The 15,113-nt window shown below is 67.9% G+C and carries 10 protein-coding genes; 4 read left to right on the top strand and 6 right to left on the bottom strand.

Annotated elements, in window-relative coordinates; translation table 11 throughout:
- Positions 1-98: 98 nt before the first annotated feature.
- Positions 99-683, top strand: a complete 585-nt coding sequence (gene rnt / locus N5J73_RS02315) for a ribonuclease T (protein ID WP_049448385.1) — start codon at positions 99-101, stop codon at positions 681-683.
- A 95-nt stretch (positions 684-778) separates the two neighbouring features.
- Here the strand turns inward: rnt and N5J73_RS02310 are convergent, their stop codons facing one another.
- The 3 genes from N5J73_RS02310 to N5J73_RS02300 all read right to left on the bottom strand — a co-directional run bounded on the left by N5J73_RS02310 (position 779) and on the right by N5J73_RS02300 (position 6,127).
- Positions 779-3,805 (bottom strand): ligand-binding sensor domain-containing diguanylate cyclase, encoded by a 3,027-nt coding sequence (locus N5J73_RS02310; RefSeq protein WP_049448384.1) that lies wholly within the window; start codon positions 3,803-3,805, stop codon positions 779-781.
- Between the two features lie 177 nt (positions 3,806-3,982).
- Positions 3,983-5,392 (bottom strand): ATP-binding protein, encoded by a 1,410-nt coding sequence (locus N5J73_RS02305; RefSeq protein WP_049448383.1) that lies wholly within the window; start codon positions 5,390-5,392, stop codon positions 3,983-3,985.
- A gap of 6 nt (positions 5,393-5,398) precedes the next feature.
- Complete coding sequence (locus tag N5J73_RS02300) at positions 5,399-6,127, bottom strand: response regulator (protein ID WP_005408779.1); 729 nt, start codon at positions 6,125-6,127, stop codon at positions 5,399-5,401.
- 203 nt (positions 6,128-6,330) lie between these two features.
- Here N5J73_RS02300 and N5J73_RS02295 point away from each other — a divergent pair, with 203 nt between their 5' ends.
- Genes N5J73_RS02295 through N5J73_RS02285 form a run of 3 tightly spaced genes read left to right on the top strand, consistent with a single transcriptional unit; the run spans position 6,331 to position 10,966 of the window.
- The gene (locus tag N5J73_RS02295; RefSeq protein WP_049448382.1) at positions 6,331-7,572 is read left to right on the top strand and encodes an efflux RND transporter periplasmic adaptor subunit; all 1,242 of its coding nucleotides are present in this window, start codon (positions 6,331-6,333) and stop codon (positions 7,570-7,572) included.
- Positions 7,569-9,527: a MacB family efflux pump subunit gene (locus tag N5J73_RS02290; RefSeq protein WP_049448380.1), complete on the top strand. Its 1,959-nt coding sequence runs from the start codon at positions 7,569-7,571 to the stop codon at positions 9,525-9,527. Before N5J73_RS02295 ends, N5J73_RS02290 begins: the two co-directional genes overlap by 4 nt.
- Positions 9,524-10,966, top strand: a complete 1,443-nt coding sequence (locus N5J73_RS02285; RefSeq protein WP_049448378.1) for an efflux transporter outer membrane subunit — start codon at positions 9,524-9,526, stop codon at positions 10,964-10,966. The genes N5J73_RS02290 and N5J73_RS02285 overlap by 4 nt, the downstream gene beginning before the upstream one ends.
- A gap of 217 nt (positions 10,967-11,183) precedes the next feature.
- Here N5J73_RS02285 and rlmB read toward each other — a convergent pair whose 3' ends face one another.
- From rlmB to rnr, 3 genes are all read right to left on the bottom strand, one after another.
- On the bottom strand, positions 11,184-11,927 hold the full coding sequence (gene rlmB, locus N5J73_RS02280; RefSeq protein WP_005408775.1) for a 23S rRNA (guanosine(2251)-2'-O)-methyltransferase RlmB: 744 nt from the start codon (positions 11,925-11,927) through the stop codon (positions 11,184-11,186).
- 94 nt (positions 11,928-12,021) lie between these two features.
- Positions 12,022-12,504, bottom strand: a complete 483-nt coding sequence (locus N5J73_RS02275) for a GFA family protein (protein WP_049448377.1) — start codon at positions 12,502-12,504, stop codon at positions 12,022-12,024.
- Positions 12,505-12,571: 67 nt separating this feature from the next.
- On the bottom strand, positions 12,572-15,031 hold the full coding sequence (gene rnr, locus N5J73_RS02270) for a ribonuclease R (RefSeq protein ID WP_049448374.1): 2,460 nt from the start codon (positions 15,029-15,031) through the stop codon (positions 12,572-12,574).
- Positions 15,032-15,113 lie beyond the last annotated feature (82 nt).

Genomic DNA, 15,113 nt, shown 5'->3' with positions numbered 1-15,113 from the left:
GGCACTCAGGGTCGCTCTGCTAGAATTCACGCATGACTGACCCCACTCCCGCACCTGCCGCCGCTCCCGATTCCGTAGTACCCCAGGCGCAGCGCGCGATGTCACAACGCTTCCGCGGCTTCCTGCCGGTGGTGGTGGATGTGGAAACCGGCGGCTTCGACAGCCAGCGCAACGCGCTGCTGGAAATCGCTGCCGTGCCGATCGAGATGGACGAGAACGGCCTGCTCTACCCCGGCCAGACCGCCAGCGCCCACGTGATACCGGCCGAAGGCCTGGAGATCGACCCGAAGTCGCTGGAAGTGACCGGCATCATCCTCGACCACCCGTTCCGGCTGGCCAAGGAAGAGAAAGCCGCGCTGGACCACATCTTCACCCCGGTGCGTGCGGCGATGAAGAAATACGGCTGCCAGCGCGCGATCCTGGTCGGCCACAACGCACATTTCGACCTCGGTTTCGTCAACGCGGCGGTTGCACGTACCGGTCACAAGCGCAATCCGTTTCATCCGTTCAGCGTGTTCGACACGGTGACCCTGGCCGGCATCGCCTACGGGCAGACCGTGCTGGCGCGTGCAGCCACGGCCGCCGGGCTGGGCTGGGACGCCAACGAGGCGCACAGCGCGGTGTATGACACCGAGCAGACTGCTCGGTTGTTCTGCACCATCGCCAACGCCTGGCCGCGGTAAGCCAGCCAACGGCGCAACCGCATCCACGCAGTGCGGACCAACGGTGCGCACCCACCACTCACCGCACGGTGGATCCACGCCATGCGTGGATGCAATCAACCAATGCTCGTACGATCCCGGCCGTCGCTCTTGGCGCGGTACAGCGCGCGGTCGGCGCGCTGGTACAGCAGCGCCGGGGTGCGGTCATCGGCATCCAGTTCCACCAGGCCTGCGCTGAAGGTCACGCGCAGGCCCGCCACGCCGGCCCAGTCGGGATGGTCATGGAACAGGCCGCGCAGGCGCGCGCACAGCTGTGCGGCTTCCTCCAGGCGGGTGTCGTTGAGCAGCAGCGCGAACTCTTCGCCACCGGTCCGCGCCGGCAGGTCCGAATCGCGGCTGGCGGCGGCGATCAGCCTCGCCACCTGCACCAGCACCGCATCGCCGATGCTATGGCTGTGGCGATCGTTGACGTCCTTGAAGTGGTCGATGTCCAGCACCACCAGGCACAGCGGATGACCACTGCGCTGCGCACGCGCGAAGTCGCGGGCCAGGGTTTCATCGAAGGCACGGCGGTTGGCCAGGCCGGTCAGCGCATCCTCGCGGGCCTGCCGTTCGAAGGCCTCGGCCTGGCGTGCCAGACGCTCGGCCAGTTCGGTCTTTTCCTGGTTCAGCGCCTGCAGGTGCACGGTCTTGGCCTGCAGGTCGAAGGTGGCTTCATCCACCCGCCGCGCCAGGCGCAGGTTGCTGGCCTTCAACTGCTGCAGCAGCAGGCGGTACAGCGCCACCAGCCCGGCCAGCAGCAACAGGCCACCCATCACCTGCACGCTGCGTCGCTGCCACCAGAACGGCTCCACGGTGAAGCTCCATACCGCCTCCTGCTGGCCCCAGCTGCCACCCGGATGGGCAGCGGCCACGTGCAGGGTGTAGTCGCCCGGCGGCAGGCCGACGAACTCCACGCTGCGCTGCGGGCCGCGTTCGACCCATCCCGCATCCAGGCCGTCCAGCCGCGTGCGGTAGCGGATCCGGTCAGACATCAGGTAGCTCAAGCCGACGTAGCTCACCGTCAAGCGGCGGCCGCCGGGAATGTAGTTCCGGTCCGGACCTTCCCAATGCACCGGTGCGCCATCCACCTGCACGCTTTCAATCGCTGCCGGCGGTGAAAGGCGCTCGCGGAAGCGTTGCAGGCGTTGCGGGTCGACGGTGCTCAGGCCTCCGGCGGTGACCACCCAGAACGTGCCGTCCTGGCGCAGGATGGCCGATGGCCCGGAGCTGCCGTTGGCCTGCGCGTTGGCCATCCCGTCGATCTCGTTGTAGCGCTCCACCACCACCCGCGGTGCGCGGCCATCGGCCACGGCATTGAGGGTCGCCATGTCGGTGCGCAGCACGCCGCGGTTGCTGCTGATCCACACGTTGCCAAGACGATCCGGCACCAGCTGGAACACCGCATCCACCGGCATGCCCTGCTCCAGCCCCACCCGCGCCAGCGTGCCGTTCCGCCAGCGGTACAGGCCACGGTCACTGCTGATCCACATCGCGTCGCCCAGCTGGTGGAAACCGAACACACTGCGGCCCCCGCCCAGCGGCGCCAGGTCGATCGACTGCACGTGGTCACCGCGCAGCACGCGGATTCCCTCGATGGTGCCGATCCACAGGTTGCCCTGATGATCGTGCTCAAGCGCGGTGATCAGGCCACCGGGCATCCCCGCAATGTCTGATACCTGCACGCGGTCGCCATCGATGCGCACCACGCCCTTCTGCGTGCCGGCCCAGACCACGCCCTGCGGGTCCACGCTGATCGCGCGGATGTTGCCGCCCGGCATGCCATCGGCTGCGGCATAGTTGTGCCGCAGCCTGCCATCACGGCCAAGACGGTAGACGCCATCGCCGAACGTTCCGACCCACAGGTCACCGTCCGGGCCCTGCGCCAGGCTGAGCACCGAAGGTGCCTTGCCGCCGCGGTTGTGCAGCGGCATCGCGCGGAAGCGGCCATCGGCGGTCTGCAGGTCGAGGCCGCTGGCACTGCCAACCCACAGCTGGCGGTCGCGGTCCTCGAACACGGTGCGCACATAGTCGCCACTGAGGCCATCGCGCTCGGTGTAGCTGCTGAACAGTGTTTCGCGCAGGCGGTACAGGCCACCATTGGCACCCACCCAGATGCTGCCTTCGGCGTCCTCGCGCAGGCTGACCACGCGCCCACCCGGCAGGTTCAGGCCCGCCGGCAGCCGCTCCAGGCCATGTGCGGAGATCCGCAGCAGGCCCTGGTTCTCGGTGCCCAGCCACAGGTCACCGTGGCGGTCCTGCAGCATCGAGGTCATGTGCAGCTGGCCCGGCAGACGATGCATCAACACCAGCTGGTCATCCTCCACCCGGTACAGGCGCTCGCCGGCGACGATCCACAGCGCGCCATCCGGAGCGCGGTACGGCCACGACAGCCCACTGCCGGCGCCCAGCCCCCACGCCGCGGGGGCCCGCTTGAGCACGCCGTCGTTGTCGCGCAGCACCAGCCCGTCCAGCGTGCCGGCCCAGACCCGGTCCTGCGCATCGACCACCAGCTTGGTGAAGCTCATCGCCATCGGCAGGTCGGCCGCCGGCGCCTGGTAGACGATGCCGGTGTCCGGTGTCAGATAGCCGATGCCCTTGCCTTCATACAGCAACCACAGACGGCCCTGGCTGTCCATCTGCATGGACTGGATCAGCACCTGCGGGGTATCGGCCCGATGCTCCCAGACACGCCACTGCCCATCGTTGCCGCGGTGGCTGACGTTGCCGCGCGAATCACTGATCCACAGACCACCCTGGCGATCGACCAGCAGCGCGCCGATGCCGTTGTCGCGCAGGCCCGGGCGGGTGCTGCGGTCGAACACGGTGAAATCGAGGCCGTTGTAACGCACCAGGCCTTCCCAGGTGGCGAACCACAGGTGGCCTTCGGGGGTCTGCGCGATGTCGCGCAGCGAGTTGTGCGGCAGGCCGTTGCGCGACGTCCATACATCAATGGCGTAGTCGCGCAGCGGTGGGGCACCGTCCTGTGCGGCCAGCGGCAGCGCGACCGCCAGCAGCAGCCACAGCAGCCCCTGCCGCAGCGCCCGCCTGAATCCCGATACGTGGCACTCCACCCAGCGCCCGTTGCCCCCCTGTCCGCCCATCAGTGCAGCGGCGGTGGCCAGATGCAGCCGCCGGAGCAGGCAGGGTACGGGAACGGCCGGGCAGCGCGGAACGGCATGCCGGCGGGAACAGGCTGGCTCATCGACGGGAAACTTGGGAGTTGCGCAGATGATAGGCCAAACCCCGGCCCTGGCGTCACCGCTGGCCGGCGGGCGGACTCAGCCGGCCCGGCCCGGAGGAACCACCTGCGCGCTGGCCGGCCACTGCACCACCGCCTCCAACCCACCTTCGGCGCGGTTGCGCAGCCACAGGCGAGCGCCGTCCTTCTCGGCCAGTGCGCGGGCGATGGTCAGGCCCAGCCCGGCACCGCCGGTTTCCCGCGAACGGGAGGTTTCCACCCGCACGAACGGGTCGAACACCGCCTCCAGCTGATCCTCGGCGAGGCCGGGGCCGTCATCGGCCACCACTACGGTGATCGCACCGCCACTGCGCTCCACCCGCACACGCACCCGGTAGGCATACATCACCGCGTTATCCACCAGGTTGGAAAACAGGCGGTGCATGGCCAGCGGACGCAACATCAACACCGCTCCGCTGCCGCCTTCGAAGACGACATCACCGCCGCCCTCGGCCGTGTCTTCAACAATGCTCTCCAGCAGCGAATCCAGGTCCAGCGCGGCACGCTGTTCGGCGCTTTCGGCACTGCGGGCCAGCTCAAGGCCTTCGCGCACCAGTGCCTGCATTGCCGCCAGATCACCGATCAGGCGCTCGCGCAGCGCTTCATCGCCGACGTTTTCCAGGCGCAGGCGCAGGCGGGTCAGCGGCGTCTGCAGGTCATGGGTGATCGCCGCCAGCATCTGCGTGCGCTCGGCCAGATGCCGCTGCAGGCGGTGCTGCATGGCGTTGAAGGCTTCGGCGGCACGCTGCACCTCGCGCGGCCCGCGCAGGGGCAAGGGATCACGCTGCAGGTCATCGCCGAGGTCCTCGGCGGCAGCGGCCAGTTCCTGCAGCGGCGCGCTGGCCATGCGCGCGACGATGTACGCCAGCACCGCAATCGCCAGCACCAGCAGGGTCAGGAACCATGGGTCCACGGCAAGGATGCCGTTGTGCGCCACGGCCGGTGAATCCAGTGCCAGCTTGAGCAGCGTACCGTCGTTGAGGGTCACGTCCACCGCACGGCACTTGGGTGGGATGAACGCCGGATCGCGTTCGCGCGGATGTCGGCGGTGCCCGGGCGGCGGTGGCGGCAGCAGATCCTGCAGCTTGGGAATGCACGAGCGGAACGAAGCAAAGTGCACGTGGGCGCGGGACACCGGCCCCGGACGGTCTTCCAGTACCTCCATCAGCGCGGTGTCGGCGCGTCCCAGGCGAGCACCCGGCTGCAGCGCACGCACGCTGGGCCCGCCGATCTCGAGCAGGCGCTCGCGCAGCTCCGGATTGCCATCGAGCAGATTGACGTAGCCCTGCAGGCGGTCGGCGATGCGGTTCAGGTTCTGCCGTTCGAACTCCTGCTGACGCTTGGAGGTGGCCAGCATGGTCGCGCCGATCGCGGCCACGCTCATGCCCAGCAGCAGGATCACGAACAACCGCCCGACCATCGAGGACAGGAAATGGCGCAGGCGCTTCATCGAGGCTTATTCCAGGTTCACCGACGAGGCCAGTACATAGCCTTCGTTGCGCACGGTCTTGATCAGGCCGTCCGGGCCACCGTCGTCACCCAGCTTGTTGCGCAGCCGGCTGACCTGCAGGTCGATGGCGCGGTCCTGCGCTTCGTAGTTGCGGCCACTGCTGAGCGCCACCAGCTGTTCGCGCGACAGCACCTTGTTGGCATGGGCGATGAACACCCGCAACAGGCGGAACTCGGCGCCGGACAGCACCACCACGCGGTCGTCCGGGTCCACCAGGTGGCGATGTTCCAGGTCGAACACCCAGCGCGAGAAACGTGCGCGGCGCACCGCCAGGGGCTCGAGATTGGCCGGCAGCGCCTCGGTCCGGCGCAGCACGTTGCGGATGCGCGCCAGCAGCTCGCGCGGTTCGAACGGCTTGGCCAGGTAGTCGTCGGCACCCATTTCCAGGCCCAGCACGCGGTCGATCGGCTCGGCGCGTGCGGTCAGCATGATCACCGGCGTGTTCGAGCGCGCGCGCAGGTCGCGGCACAGGGTCAGGCCATCCTCACGCGGCAGGTTGAGGTCGAGCACGATCAGGTCCACGTGCTCACGGTCCAGCAGCTGGCGCATGGCGGTGCCGTCGGCGGCCGTGCTCACCTGGTAGCCGGCACGGCCCAGCTGTTCTGCCAGCAGGGTGCGGATGTCGTTGTCGTCGTCGACGATCAGCAGTCGATGCATCGTGTTTTCAGTCTCCATGTCGCGATCATCCCGTGTCGGCAGCTGAACCGCATCCGGGGCAATGCGTACCAGTGTATCCAGCCATGGGCGGGATACCTGTGGTTACGCGTATTCACCGACAGTGTTACATACAGACATACCCCGAGGATTGGCCCCCCGTCGGTCGATCTTCACAATGCCCACCAACGCCGCCACCGCGGCCCCGAGAGTGAAGCCACGACGTGACGTTCCGCCTGCTGCCCGCGACCCGCCGAGGTCGCCTGATACTGATCGCCCTGTTTGCCCTCGCCGTCGCCGCAGGTGCCTGGTGGCTGCTGCGCAAGCCCGCCGCCCCGGCCGTAGCGACCACCCCGGTCAGCCGCGGCGACATCGAGCAGACCGTGGAGGCCACCGGCGTGATCGACGCCTACAAGGTGGTCAGCGTCGGTGCGCAGGCCTCGGGCCAGATCAAGTCGCTGAAGGTGCAGCTGGGCGATACCGTGAAGGAAGGCGACCTGATCGCCGAAATCGATGCCACCACCCAGCAGAACCAGGTGCTCAACGCGCAGGCTTCGCTGGACCAGGTCACCGCCCAGCGCGCCGTGCAGCAGGCCACCCTGCGCCAGGCCCAACTGGAGTTCGCGCGCCAGCAGCAGATGCTGGCTGCCGAGGCCACCTCGCGCCAGGAATACGATGCCGCCGAAGCACAGTTGAAGACTGCCCGCGCCCAGCTGCAGTCCTACGAGGCGCAGATCAAGGGCCGCGAAACCGAGCTGGGCACCGCACGCGCCAACCTGGCCTACACCCGCATCACCGCGCCGATGGATGGCACCGTGGTCGCGGTGGTGGCCGAGGAAGGCCGCACCGTGAACGCCAACCAGACCGCGCCCACCATCGTGATGCTGGCGCGGCTGGACGTGGTCACGGTCAACGCCGAGATCTCCGAGGCCGACGTGGTCAAGATCAAGGCCGGCATGCCGGTGTACTTCACCACGCTGGGCGAGCCGGACCGCAAGTACCACGCCACGCTGCGCCAGATCAATCCGGCGCCGGCCTCGATCGCCAACGAGAACTCCTCCAGTTCCAGCAGTTCGTCCAGCTCCAGTTCCAGCAGCGCGGTGTACTACAACGCGCTGTTCGATGTGGAGAACCCGGACGGCACGCTGCGCATCGACATGACCGCGCAGGTCTCGGTGCTGCTCAAGCAGGCCAAGGGCGTGCTGATGGTGCCGGCGGTGGCCCTGGGGCCGAAGCGCCGTGGCGACGAGCGCATGGTGCGGGTGCTGGACGACAAGGGCCAGCCGCAGCCGCGCAAGGTCACCGTGGGCATCAACAACGGCGCCTCGGCCGAGATCCTGTCCGGGCTGAAGGAAGGCGAGCGCGTGGTGGTGGGCGAAGCCGGTGCGGCCGGTGCCAGCGCCGGCGGTGGCAACCGCGGCGGCATGCAGATGCGGGTCGGCGGCCCGGGCATGGGGCGCCGATGAGCACGACGGCGCCGCTGCTGCGCCTGCGCGACCTGCGACGCGAATTCCCGGCCGGCGATGATGTGATCGCCGTGCTGCGTGACGTCAATCTCGACATCCACGCCGGTGAGATGGTGGCCATCGTCGGCCAGTCCGGCTCGGGCAAGTCGACGCTGATGAACATCCTCGGCTGCCTCGATCGTCCCACCCGTGGCAGCTACCAGGTAGCCGGCCGCGAAACCGGGAAGATGGAACCGGACGAGCTGGCCGAACTGCGCCGCGAGCATTTCGGCTTCATCTTCCAGCGCTACCACCTGCTGGGCGACCTGGATGCGCGCGGCAACGTGGAAGTACCGGCGGTGTATGCGGGCAGCCCCGGGCCCGTGCGCAACGCGCGTGCCGAGCAGCTGCTGCAACGGCTGGGCCTGAGCGACCGCATGCATCACAAGCCGGGCCAGCTGTCCGGTGGCCAGCAGCAGCGCGTGTCGATCGCACGTGCCCTGATGAACGGCGGCGAGGTGATCCTGGCCGACGAACCGACCGGCGCGCTCGACACGAAATCCGGCGAGGAAGTGATGGCGATCCTCGGCGAGCTGCACGCCGAAGGCCACACCATCATCATCGTCACCCACGACATGAGCGTTGCCGAACATGCGCAGCGCATCATCGAGATCCGCGATGGCGAGATCATCGCCGACCGCGCCAACCCGAACGCACCGAGCTACCGCGCGCAGCGCGAGGCCAGCACCGGTGTTGCCCACGGCAACAGCTGGCGGGCGGCGCGCGACCGTTTCACCGAAGCGTTCCGCATGGCGTTGCTGGCGATGAACGCACATCGGCTGCGTACCTTCCTGACCATGCTCGGCATCATCATCGGCATCGCCTCGGTGGTCTCGGTGGTGGCGCTGGGCAATGGCTCGCAGCAGCAGGTCCTGCAGAACATCAGCGCGCTCGGCACCAACACCATCGACGTCTATCCCGGCCGTGGTTTCGGCGACATGCGCTCGGCGCGGGTTCAGACGCTCAAGGCCAGCGATGCCGATGCACTGGCAAAGCAGAGCTACGTTGACAGTGCCACCCCCAGCGTGTCGACCTCGGTCACCGCCCGCTACCGCAACCAGTCCTCCACCGCCCAGGTCAGCGGCGTTGGCGAGCAGTTCTTCCGGGTCAAGGGCGTGACCCTGCTCAGCGGCAGCTTCTTCGATAGCGATGCGGTGAAGGGCCTGGGCCAGGTGGCTGTGATCGACGAGAACACCCAGACCCAGTTCTTCCCCGATGTCGATCCGGTCGGCCAGGTGATCCTGCTCGGCAACGTGCCGGCGCGCGTTGTCGGTGTGGCCAAGCGTCAGAGTTTCGGCTTCGGCGGCAGCACCAGCCTCAGCGTGTGGGTGCCGTACACCACGGTGATGTCACGCATGCTCGGTCAGAGCCACGTCTCCAGCATCACCGTGCGCGTGGACGACGACACGCCGATGGATGCCGCACAGGAAGCGATCACCCGACTGTTGACGATGCGCCATGGCACCGAGGACTTCTTCCTCAGCAACAGCGCCGAGATCCGCGAGACCATCGAGCAGACCACGCGCACGATGACCCTGTTGATCGGCGCCATCGCCGCCATCGCGCTGCTGGTGGGCGGCATCGGCGTGATGAACATCATGCTGGTGTCGGTGACCGAGCGCACCCGTGAGATCGGGGTCCGCATGGCCGTGGGTGCACGGCAGAGCGACATCCGCCAGCAGTTCCTGATCGAAGCGGTGCTGGTGTGCCTGCTCGGCGGCGTGCTCGGCATCGGCCTGGCCCTGCTGCTGGGCTCGATGATCGGCCGCTTCGCCAGTGACTTCCAGGTGCTGTTCTCCACCGCCTCGATCGTTGCCGCGTTTGCCTGCTCCACCCTGATCGGGGTGGCGTTCGGTTTCCTGCCCGCGCGCAACGCCGCGCAGCTCGACCCGGTGGAGGCCCTGGCCCGCGAATGAAGATGATGATGACCCGACTGCCCTTGCCCGCTCCCTCGCGCCTGCTGCTGGCGGGCGCTGTTCTGCTCGCCCTCTCAGGCTGTGCCTCGGTGGGCCGCTACCCGGTGCAGGCCCCCGACGTGGCGGCCAGCTACGGCCGTGGCGATGCCACCCTCAACGCACCGGCCGACGACCCGCGCAGCAGCCTGGACACACCAGGCCGCGACATCCGCCAGGACACCTGGTGGACCGGCTTCGGCGATGAACGTCTCGATCGCCTGGTGGCGCAGGCGCTGGCCGCCAACAGCGATCTGACCGCCGCCGGCCTGGCCGTGCAGCGTTCGCGCCTGCAGGCCGGCCTGGCCAGCAACGCGCTGTGGCCGCAGCCTTCATCCTCCGGGGTCAGCGGCAGCGCCAGCCGCGCCACCGACCAGGCGGATGACTGGCGACGCAGCTATTCCACCGGCGTCTCGCTGGGCTGGGAGGTCGATCTGTGGGGCCGCCTGCGCACCCAGCGCGACATCGCCCGCTGGGAAGCCGAAGCCAGCGAGGAAGACCGGCAGAACACCGCGTTGCTGGTGATCGGCGACACCATCACCCAGTACTGGAACCTGGCCTATCTCAACCAGTCCATCGCCACCGGCCAGGCCAACCTGGAACGGCTGGAGCGCACCCGCGAACTGGTGCAGGCCCGCTTCGACGCTGGTGCGGTATCGCGCCTGGAAGTGCGCCAGGCACTGCAGAACCTGCAATCGCAGCGTGCCTCGCAGAGCGCACTGGAACAGCAGCGGGTGGAGGTGCGCAATGCACTGGCAGTGCTGCTGGACGGCACGCCCTGGCCGCAACAGGACGAACCGCAGGACCTGCTGGCCGCACGCAGCCCCGGCATCAACGAAGGACTGCCGGCTGACCTGCTCGGCCGCCGTCCCGACCTGCGCGCGGCCGAACTGCGCCTGCGCAACAGCCTGAAGACCATCAAGGTGACCGCTACCCAGTACTACCCGGCGCTGAGCCTGACCGGCAGCCTGGGCTCCAGTGCAACGTCACTGGGTGACGTGCTGCGCAACCCGGTGGCCACGCTGGGCGCCGGCCTGTCGCTGCCGTTCCTCAACCTGCAGCGCGCGCAGCTGGATACCGACATCGCCGGTACGGCCTACCAGATTGCTGCGACCAACTTCCGCAAGACGCTGTACACCGCGCTCTCGGAAGTGGACAACGCGCTGTCGGCACGCGAGCAGCTGGCGCGCCAGGTGGCGGCCTCGCAGGCGTCGTATGACGAAGCGGTGGAAGTGGAGCGCGCGCAGGAAGTGCGCTACCGCGTGGGTGCCACCGACCTGCGCACGTGGCTGGAAGCGCAGCAGACCCGGCGTGATGCCGAGCTGTCGCTGGCACGCGTGCGCCAGGGCCAGCTGAACAACGACGTGACCCTGTTCAAGGCACTGGGCGGCAGCGCTGGGTGAGGCGATGCGGGGCTGCGCCCCGCACCCGCCGAAACAACGTCAACGTCAACAACGGGGCATTCCGTTGAATGGCGGGGTGGGTCCGGTGGCAGGGGGCGCCGTGAACTCGACTGATTCCAGCGCGTTGTCGGAAAGCCGTCATGCACGCTTTGGTAGGTGTCGACCCTGGTCGACACGATCCTTCCGATCAAAAAAGGGCTCAGATCACGCCGGCCGATCAACCGCGCTGGCGCACGGCCTCGAACAGGCTGACGCCGGCGGCGACGGACACGTTCAGGCTCTCGATCTCGCCCGGCATCGGGATCTTGACCAGGCCATCGCAGTTCTCGCGGGTCAGGCGGCGCAGGCCATCGGCCTCGCCACCCAGCACCAGGGCGATGTTGCCCTTCAGGTCAAGCTGGTACAGCGAGGCGGTGGCTTCGCCGGCCAGGCCATAGATCCACACGCCCTGCTTCTGCAGGTCCTTCAGGCAGCGCGACAGGTTGGTCACCGCCACCACCGGGATGAGATCGGCGGCACCGGCCGAAGTCTTGCGCACAGTGGCATTGACCGTGGCCGACTTGTCCTTCGGGATGATCACTGCAGTGGCGCCGGCCGCGGCGGCCGAGCGCAGGCAGGCGCCCAGGTTGTGCGGGTCCTGCACCTCGTCCAGCACCAGCAACAGGGCCTTGCCCTCGGCTGCAGTGACCAGGCCTTCCAGCTCGTTCTCGCTGTAGGTGCGGGCGGCGGCATAACGCGCGGCCACGCCCTGGTGGCGCACCGAACCGCCGACACCGTCCAGCGCCTGGCTGTTCACCTTGCGCACGTCGATGCCCTTGCGGCGGGCGTTTTCCTCGATCTCGGTCAGGCGCGGGTTCTTCGCACCGGCCTCGACCAGCACTTCGCGGACGTTCTCGGCGTCGTTCTCGATGGAGGAGGCGACGGCGTTGACGCCGACAATCCACTGGCTGTTCTTGCTCATGCGGGCGGGGACCGGAAAGGGGGTGGCTATGGTAGAGCATCGGCGGCGGCCGCGCTTCAAGGCAGCCGAGCATGGGCTCGGCTCTACACAAACCTCAACGGCTGCGCGGCGGCCAGTGCGGCGTGTCGTGGTCGGGGTGCTGGTGGGACACGATCGTGGCCAGGAAATCCAGCGCGGCGATGTCATCCTCGGTACGTCGCGCCGGGAGGCTGGCCAGGCTGTCGACGAAGGGCAGCTTGCGTTCGACCCCGTACTGGATCGTCGGCGGCAGGCGTTCGGGCTCGTCAAACGCGCCGGCAGCCACCGCCACGCCATCGGGCGCCTCGTAGGTCAATGGCGTACCACAGTCGGCGCAGAAGCCGCGCCGCACCACGTTGGACGACTGGAAATAGCGCGGCTGGCCCCGGGTCCAGCTGAACTGCACGCCGCGCACCGACACCAGCGGCGCGTAGTAGGCACCGAAGGCCTTCTGGCACATCCGGCAATGGCAGATCGAGCTGTCGGTCAGCTCGCCACGCGCCTGGAAGCGGATCGCGCCGCACTGGCAGCCGCCACTGTATTCGGGTTGGCCCTGCATGGTGGGTTCCTCCAGAAGATCGTGCCGACCGGGTGAGGTGGGTGCCGACCGTTGGTCGGCATACCCTTCAATATTGCTTCTTGGTGCGCTTGGCCGGCTTGCCACGCTCGGGCAGCGGCGGCAGGCCATCACCCTCGTCCTCGCCCTTGTGCTCGACCAGGCGGAAGTCGATCTTGCGCTCTTCCATGCTGGCCTTCAGCACCAGGATCCGCACGCGGTCGCCCAGCCGGTAGCTGCTGCCGCGGCGCTCGCCGGTCAGCGTCTTGCGGGTCGCGTCAAACTTGTAATAGTCCTGCGGCAGCTGGGTGACGTGGACCAGGCCCTGCACCTTCGACTCATCCAGCTCCACGAACAGGCCGAAGCTGGTCACGCCGCTGATCACGCCATCGAACTGGCCACCCACGTGCTTTTCCATCCACGCCGCGCGGTAGCGTTCGTCGACTTCGCGTTCAGCCTCGTCGGCACGACGCTCGCGCTCGGAACACTGCAGTGCCAGCGCGGCCATCTCGCGGGCGTTGTAGACGAACTTGTCCAGCGGCTTGCCGGACAGCGCGTGCTTGATGGCGCGGTGCACCAGCAGGTCGGGATAGCGACGGATCGGCGAAGTGAAGTGCGCGTACGCCTCCAGTGCCAGGCCGAAGTGACCGTGGTTTTCCGGGCTGTAGATCGCCAGGCTCTGGCTGCGCAGCAGCACCGATTCCAGCAGCGTGGCATCGGGGCGGTCGCGGATCTTCTTCAGCAGCTTGGTGTAATCGCCCGGGCGCACCTTGGACCACGGCGGCAGGCTCAGCTTGAACTCCTTGAGGAATTCCAGCAGGTCGGCGTACTTGGTTTCCGGTGGCTTCTCGTGGATGCGGTACGGAGCCGGCACGTGGCGTGACAGCAGGTACTTCGCCGCCTCGACGTTGGCCGCGATCATGCATTCCTCGATCAGCTTGTGCGCGTCGTTGCGCACCAGCATGCCGGCCTGGGTCACTTCACCGCGGTTGTCCAGCACGAAGCGCACTTCGCTGCTTTCGAACTCGATCGCGCCACGCTTGGCACGTGCCTTCGACAGCACCTTGTACAGTTGGTGCAGGCGCTGCACCTGCGGCAGCAGATCGCCCATCCAGGCCTTGGTATCAGCATCGTCCTCGCCCACCGCCTTCCACACCTGGGTGTAGGTCAGGCGCGCGTGCGAGTTCATCACCGCCTCGTAGAAGCGCGAATGCGTGACCAGGCCGTCGCGGTCGATCTGCATGTCGCAGACGAAGCACATGCGGTCGACCTTCGGCATCAGCGAGCAGATGCCGTTGGACAGTGTCTCCGGCAGCATCGGTACCACGAAGCCCGGGAAGTACACCGAGGTGGCGCGCTTCTGCGCCTCTTCGTCCAGCGGCGTACCGGGGCGAACGTAGTTCGAGACATCGGCAATCGCCACCACCAGGCGGAAGCCATCGGCATTCGGCTCGCAGTACACCGCGTCGTCGAAGTCCTTGGCATCTTCACCGTCGATGGTGACCAGCGGCGTACTGCGCAGATCGACGCGGTCGCCGATCATCGCCGGCTCGACCACCAGCGGCACCGAGGCCGCTTCGTCCAGCACTTCCTGCGGGAACTCGAACGGCAGTTCATGGCCGTGGATGGCGGTTTCCACCACCAGCGAGGCGGTCAGCTTGTCGCCGAGCACGGCGATGATGCGACCGATCGGCGGACGGCGGCTGTCCGGCGCCTGGGTCAGCTCGCAGACCACCAGCTGACCGTCGCGCGCGCCACCAGTCTGGTCTGGCGGCACCTGCACGTTGCGCTGCACGCGCTTGTCGTCGGGCACCACGTAGTTGATGCCCATCTCGATGCTGAAGCGACCGATCAGACGGGTCATGCCGCGCTCAAGCACGCGGGCGATGCTGCCTTCGCGGCGACCACGGTGATCGATGCCGGTCACGCGGGCCAGCACCTTGTCGCCGTGCATGACCTTGCGCATTTCATACGGCGGCAGGAACAGGTCGTCACCGCCCTCGACCGGGCGCAGGAAGCCGAACCCTTCCGGGTTGGCGATCACCACGCCGGTGATCAGGTTCAGGGTCTGGATCGGGGCAAAGCCACCGCGGCGGTTCTGCACCAGCTGGCCATCACGGACCATGGCGCCGAGCCGGCGCGACAGCGCCTCGGCCCGGTCGGGTGCGGTCAGGCCCAGGCGCGCGCCCAGTTCTTCAGCGGTCTGCGGCCCTTCGCAACGCTCCAGCAGGGCCAGGATGGCCTCGCGGCTGGCGATGGGCTGTTCGTATTTCTCGGCTTCGCGGGCGGCATAGGGATCGTCGATCACCTTGCCGGTCGGCGGCAGCTTGCGGCCCGGCGCCGGGCCAGGGGCGTCGGCACTGCGGACCTTGCGGCCTCGCGGTGGCGCGCCGCCTTCATTCAATTCAGGGAACCAGCCCGGCAACGGCTTGCCCGGCTTGGTGGTGCGGGCTGTGCCCGCCTTGGCGCCCTTGTTCGGGGCCTGGCTGCGGGGGGTACTCCCGCCCTTGCTTGGTTTTTTGGTAGTCATCGCCCTACATGGTAGCCGTTGACGGCGTGCAGAACGGGTCAGTGACCGTCTTCAAGGCCTTGCGTGAAAAATATTCAGGAAG

Origin of the sequence: Stenotrophomonas sp. GD03654 (assembly GCF_029845105.1) — a bacterium.
Lineage (GTDB): Bacteria > Pseudomonadota > Gammaproteobacteria > Xanthomonadales > Xanthomonadaceae > Stenotrophomonas > Stenotrophomonas africana.
The sequence above is the reverse complement of the archived record's forward strand: the minus strand, read 5'-3'. Positions and strand labels throughout refer to the sequence as shown.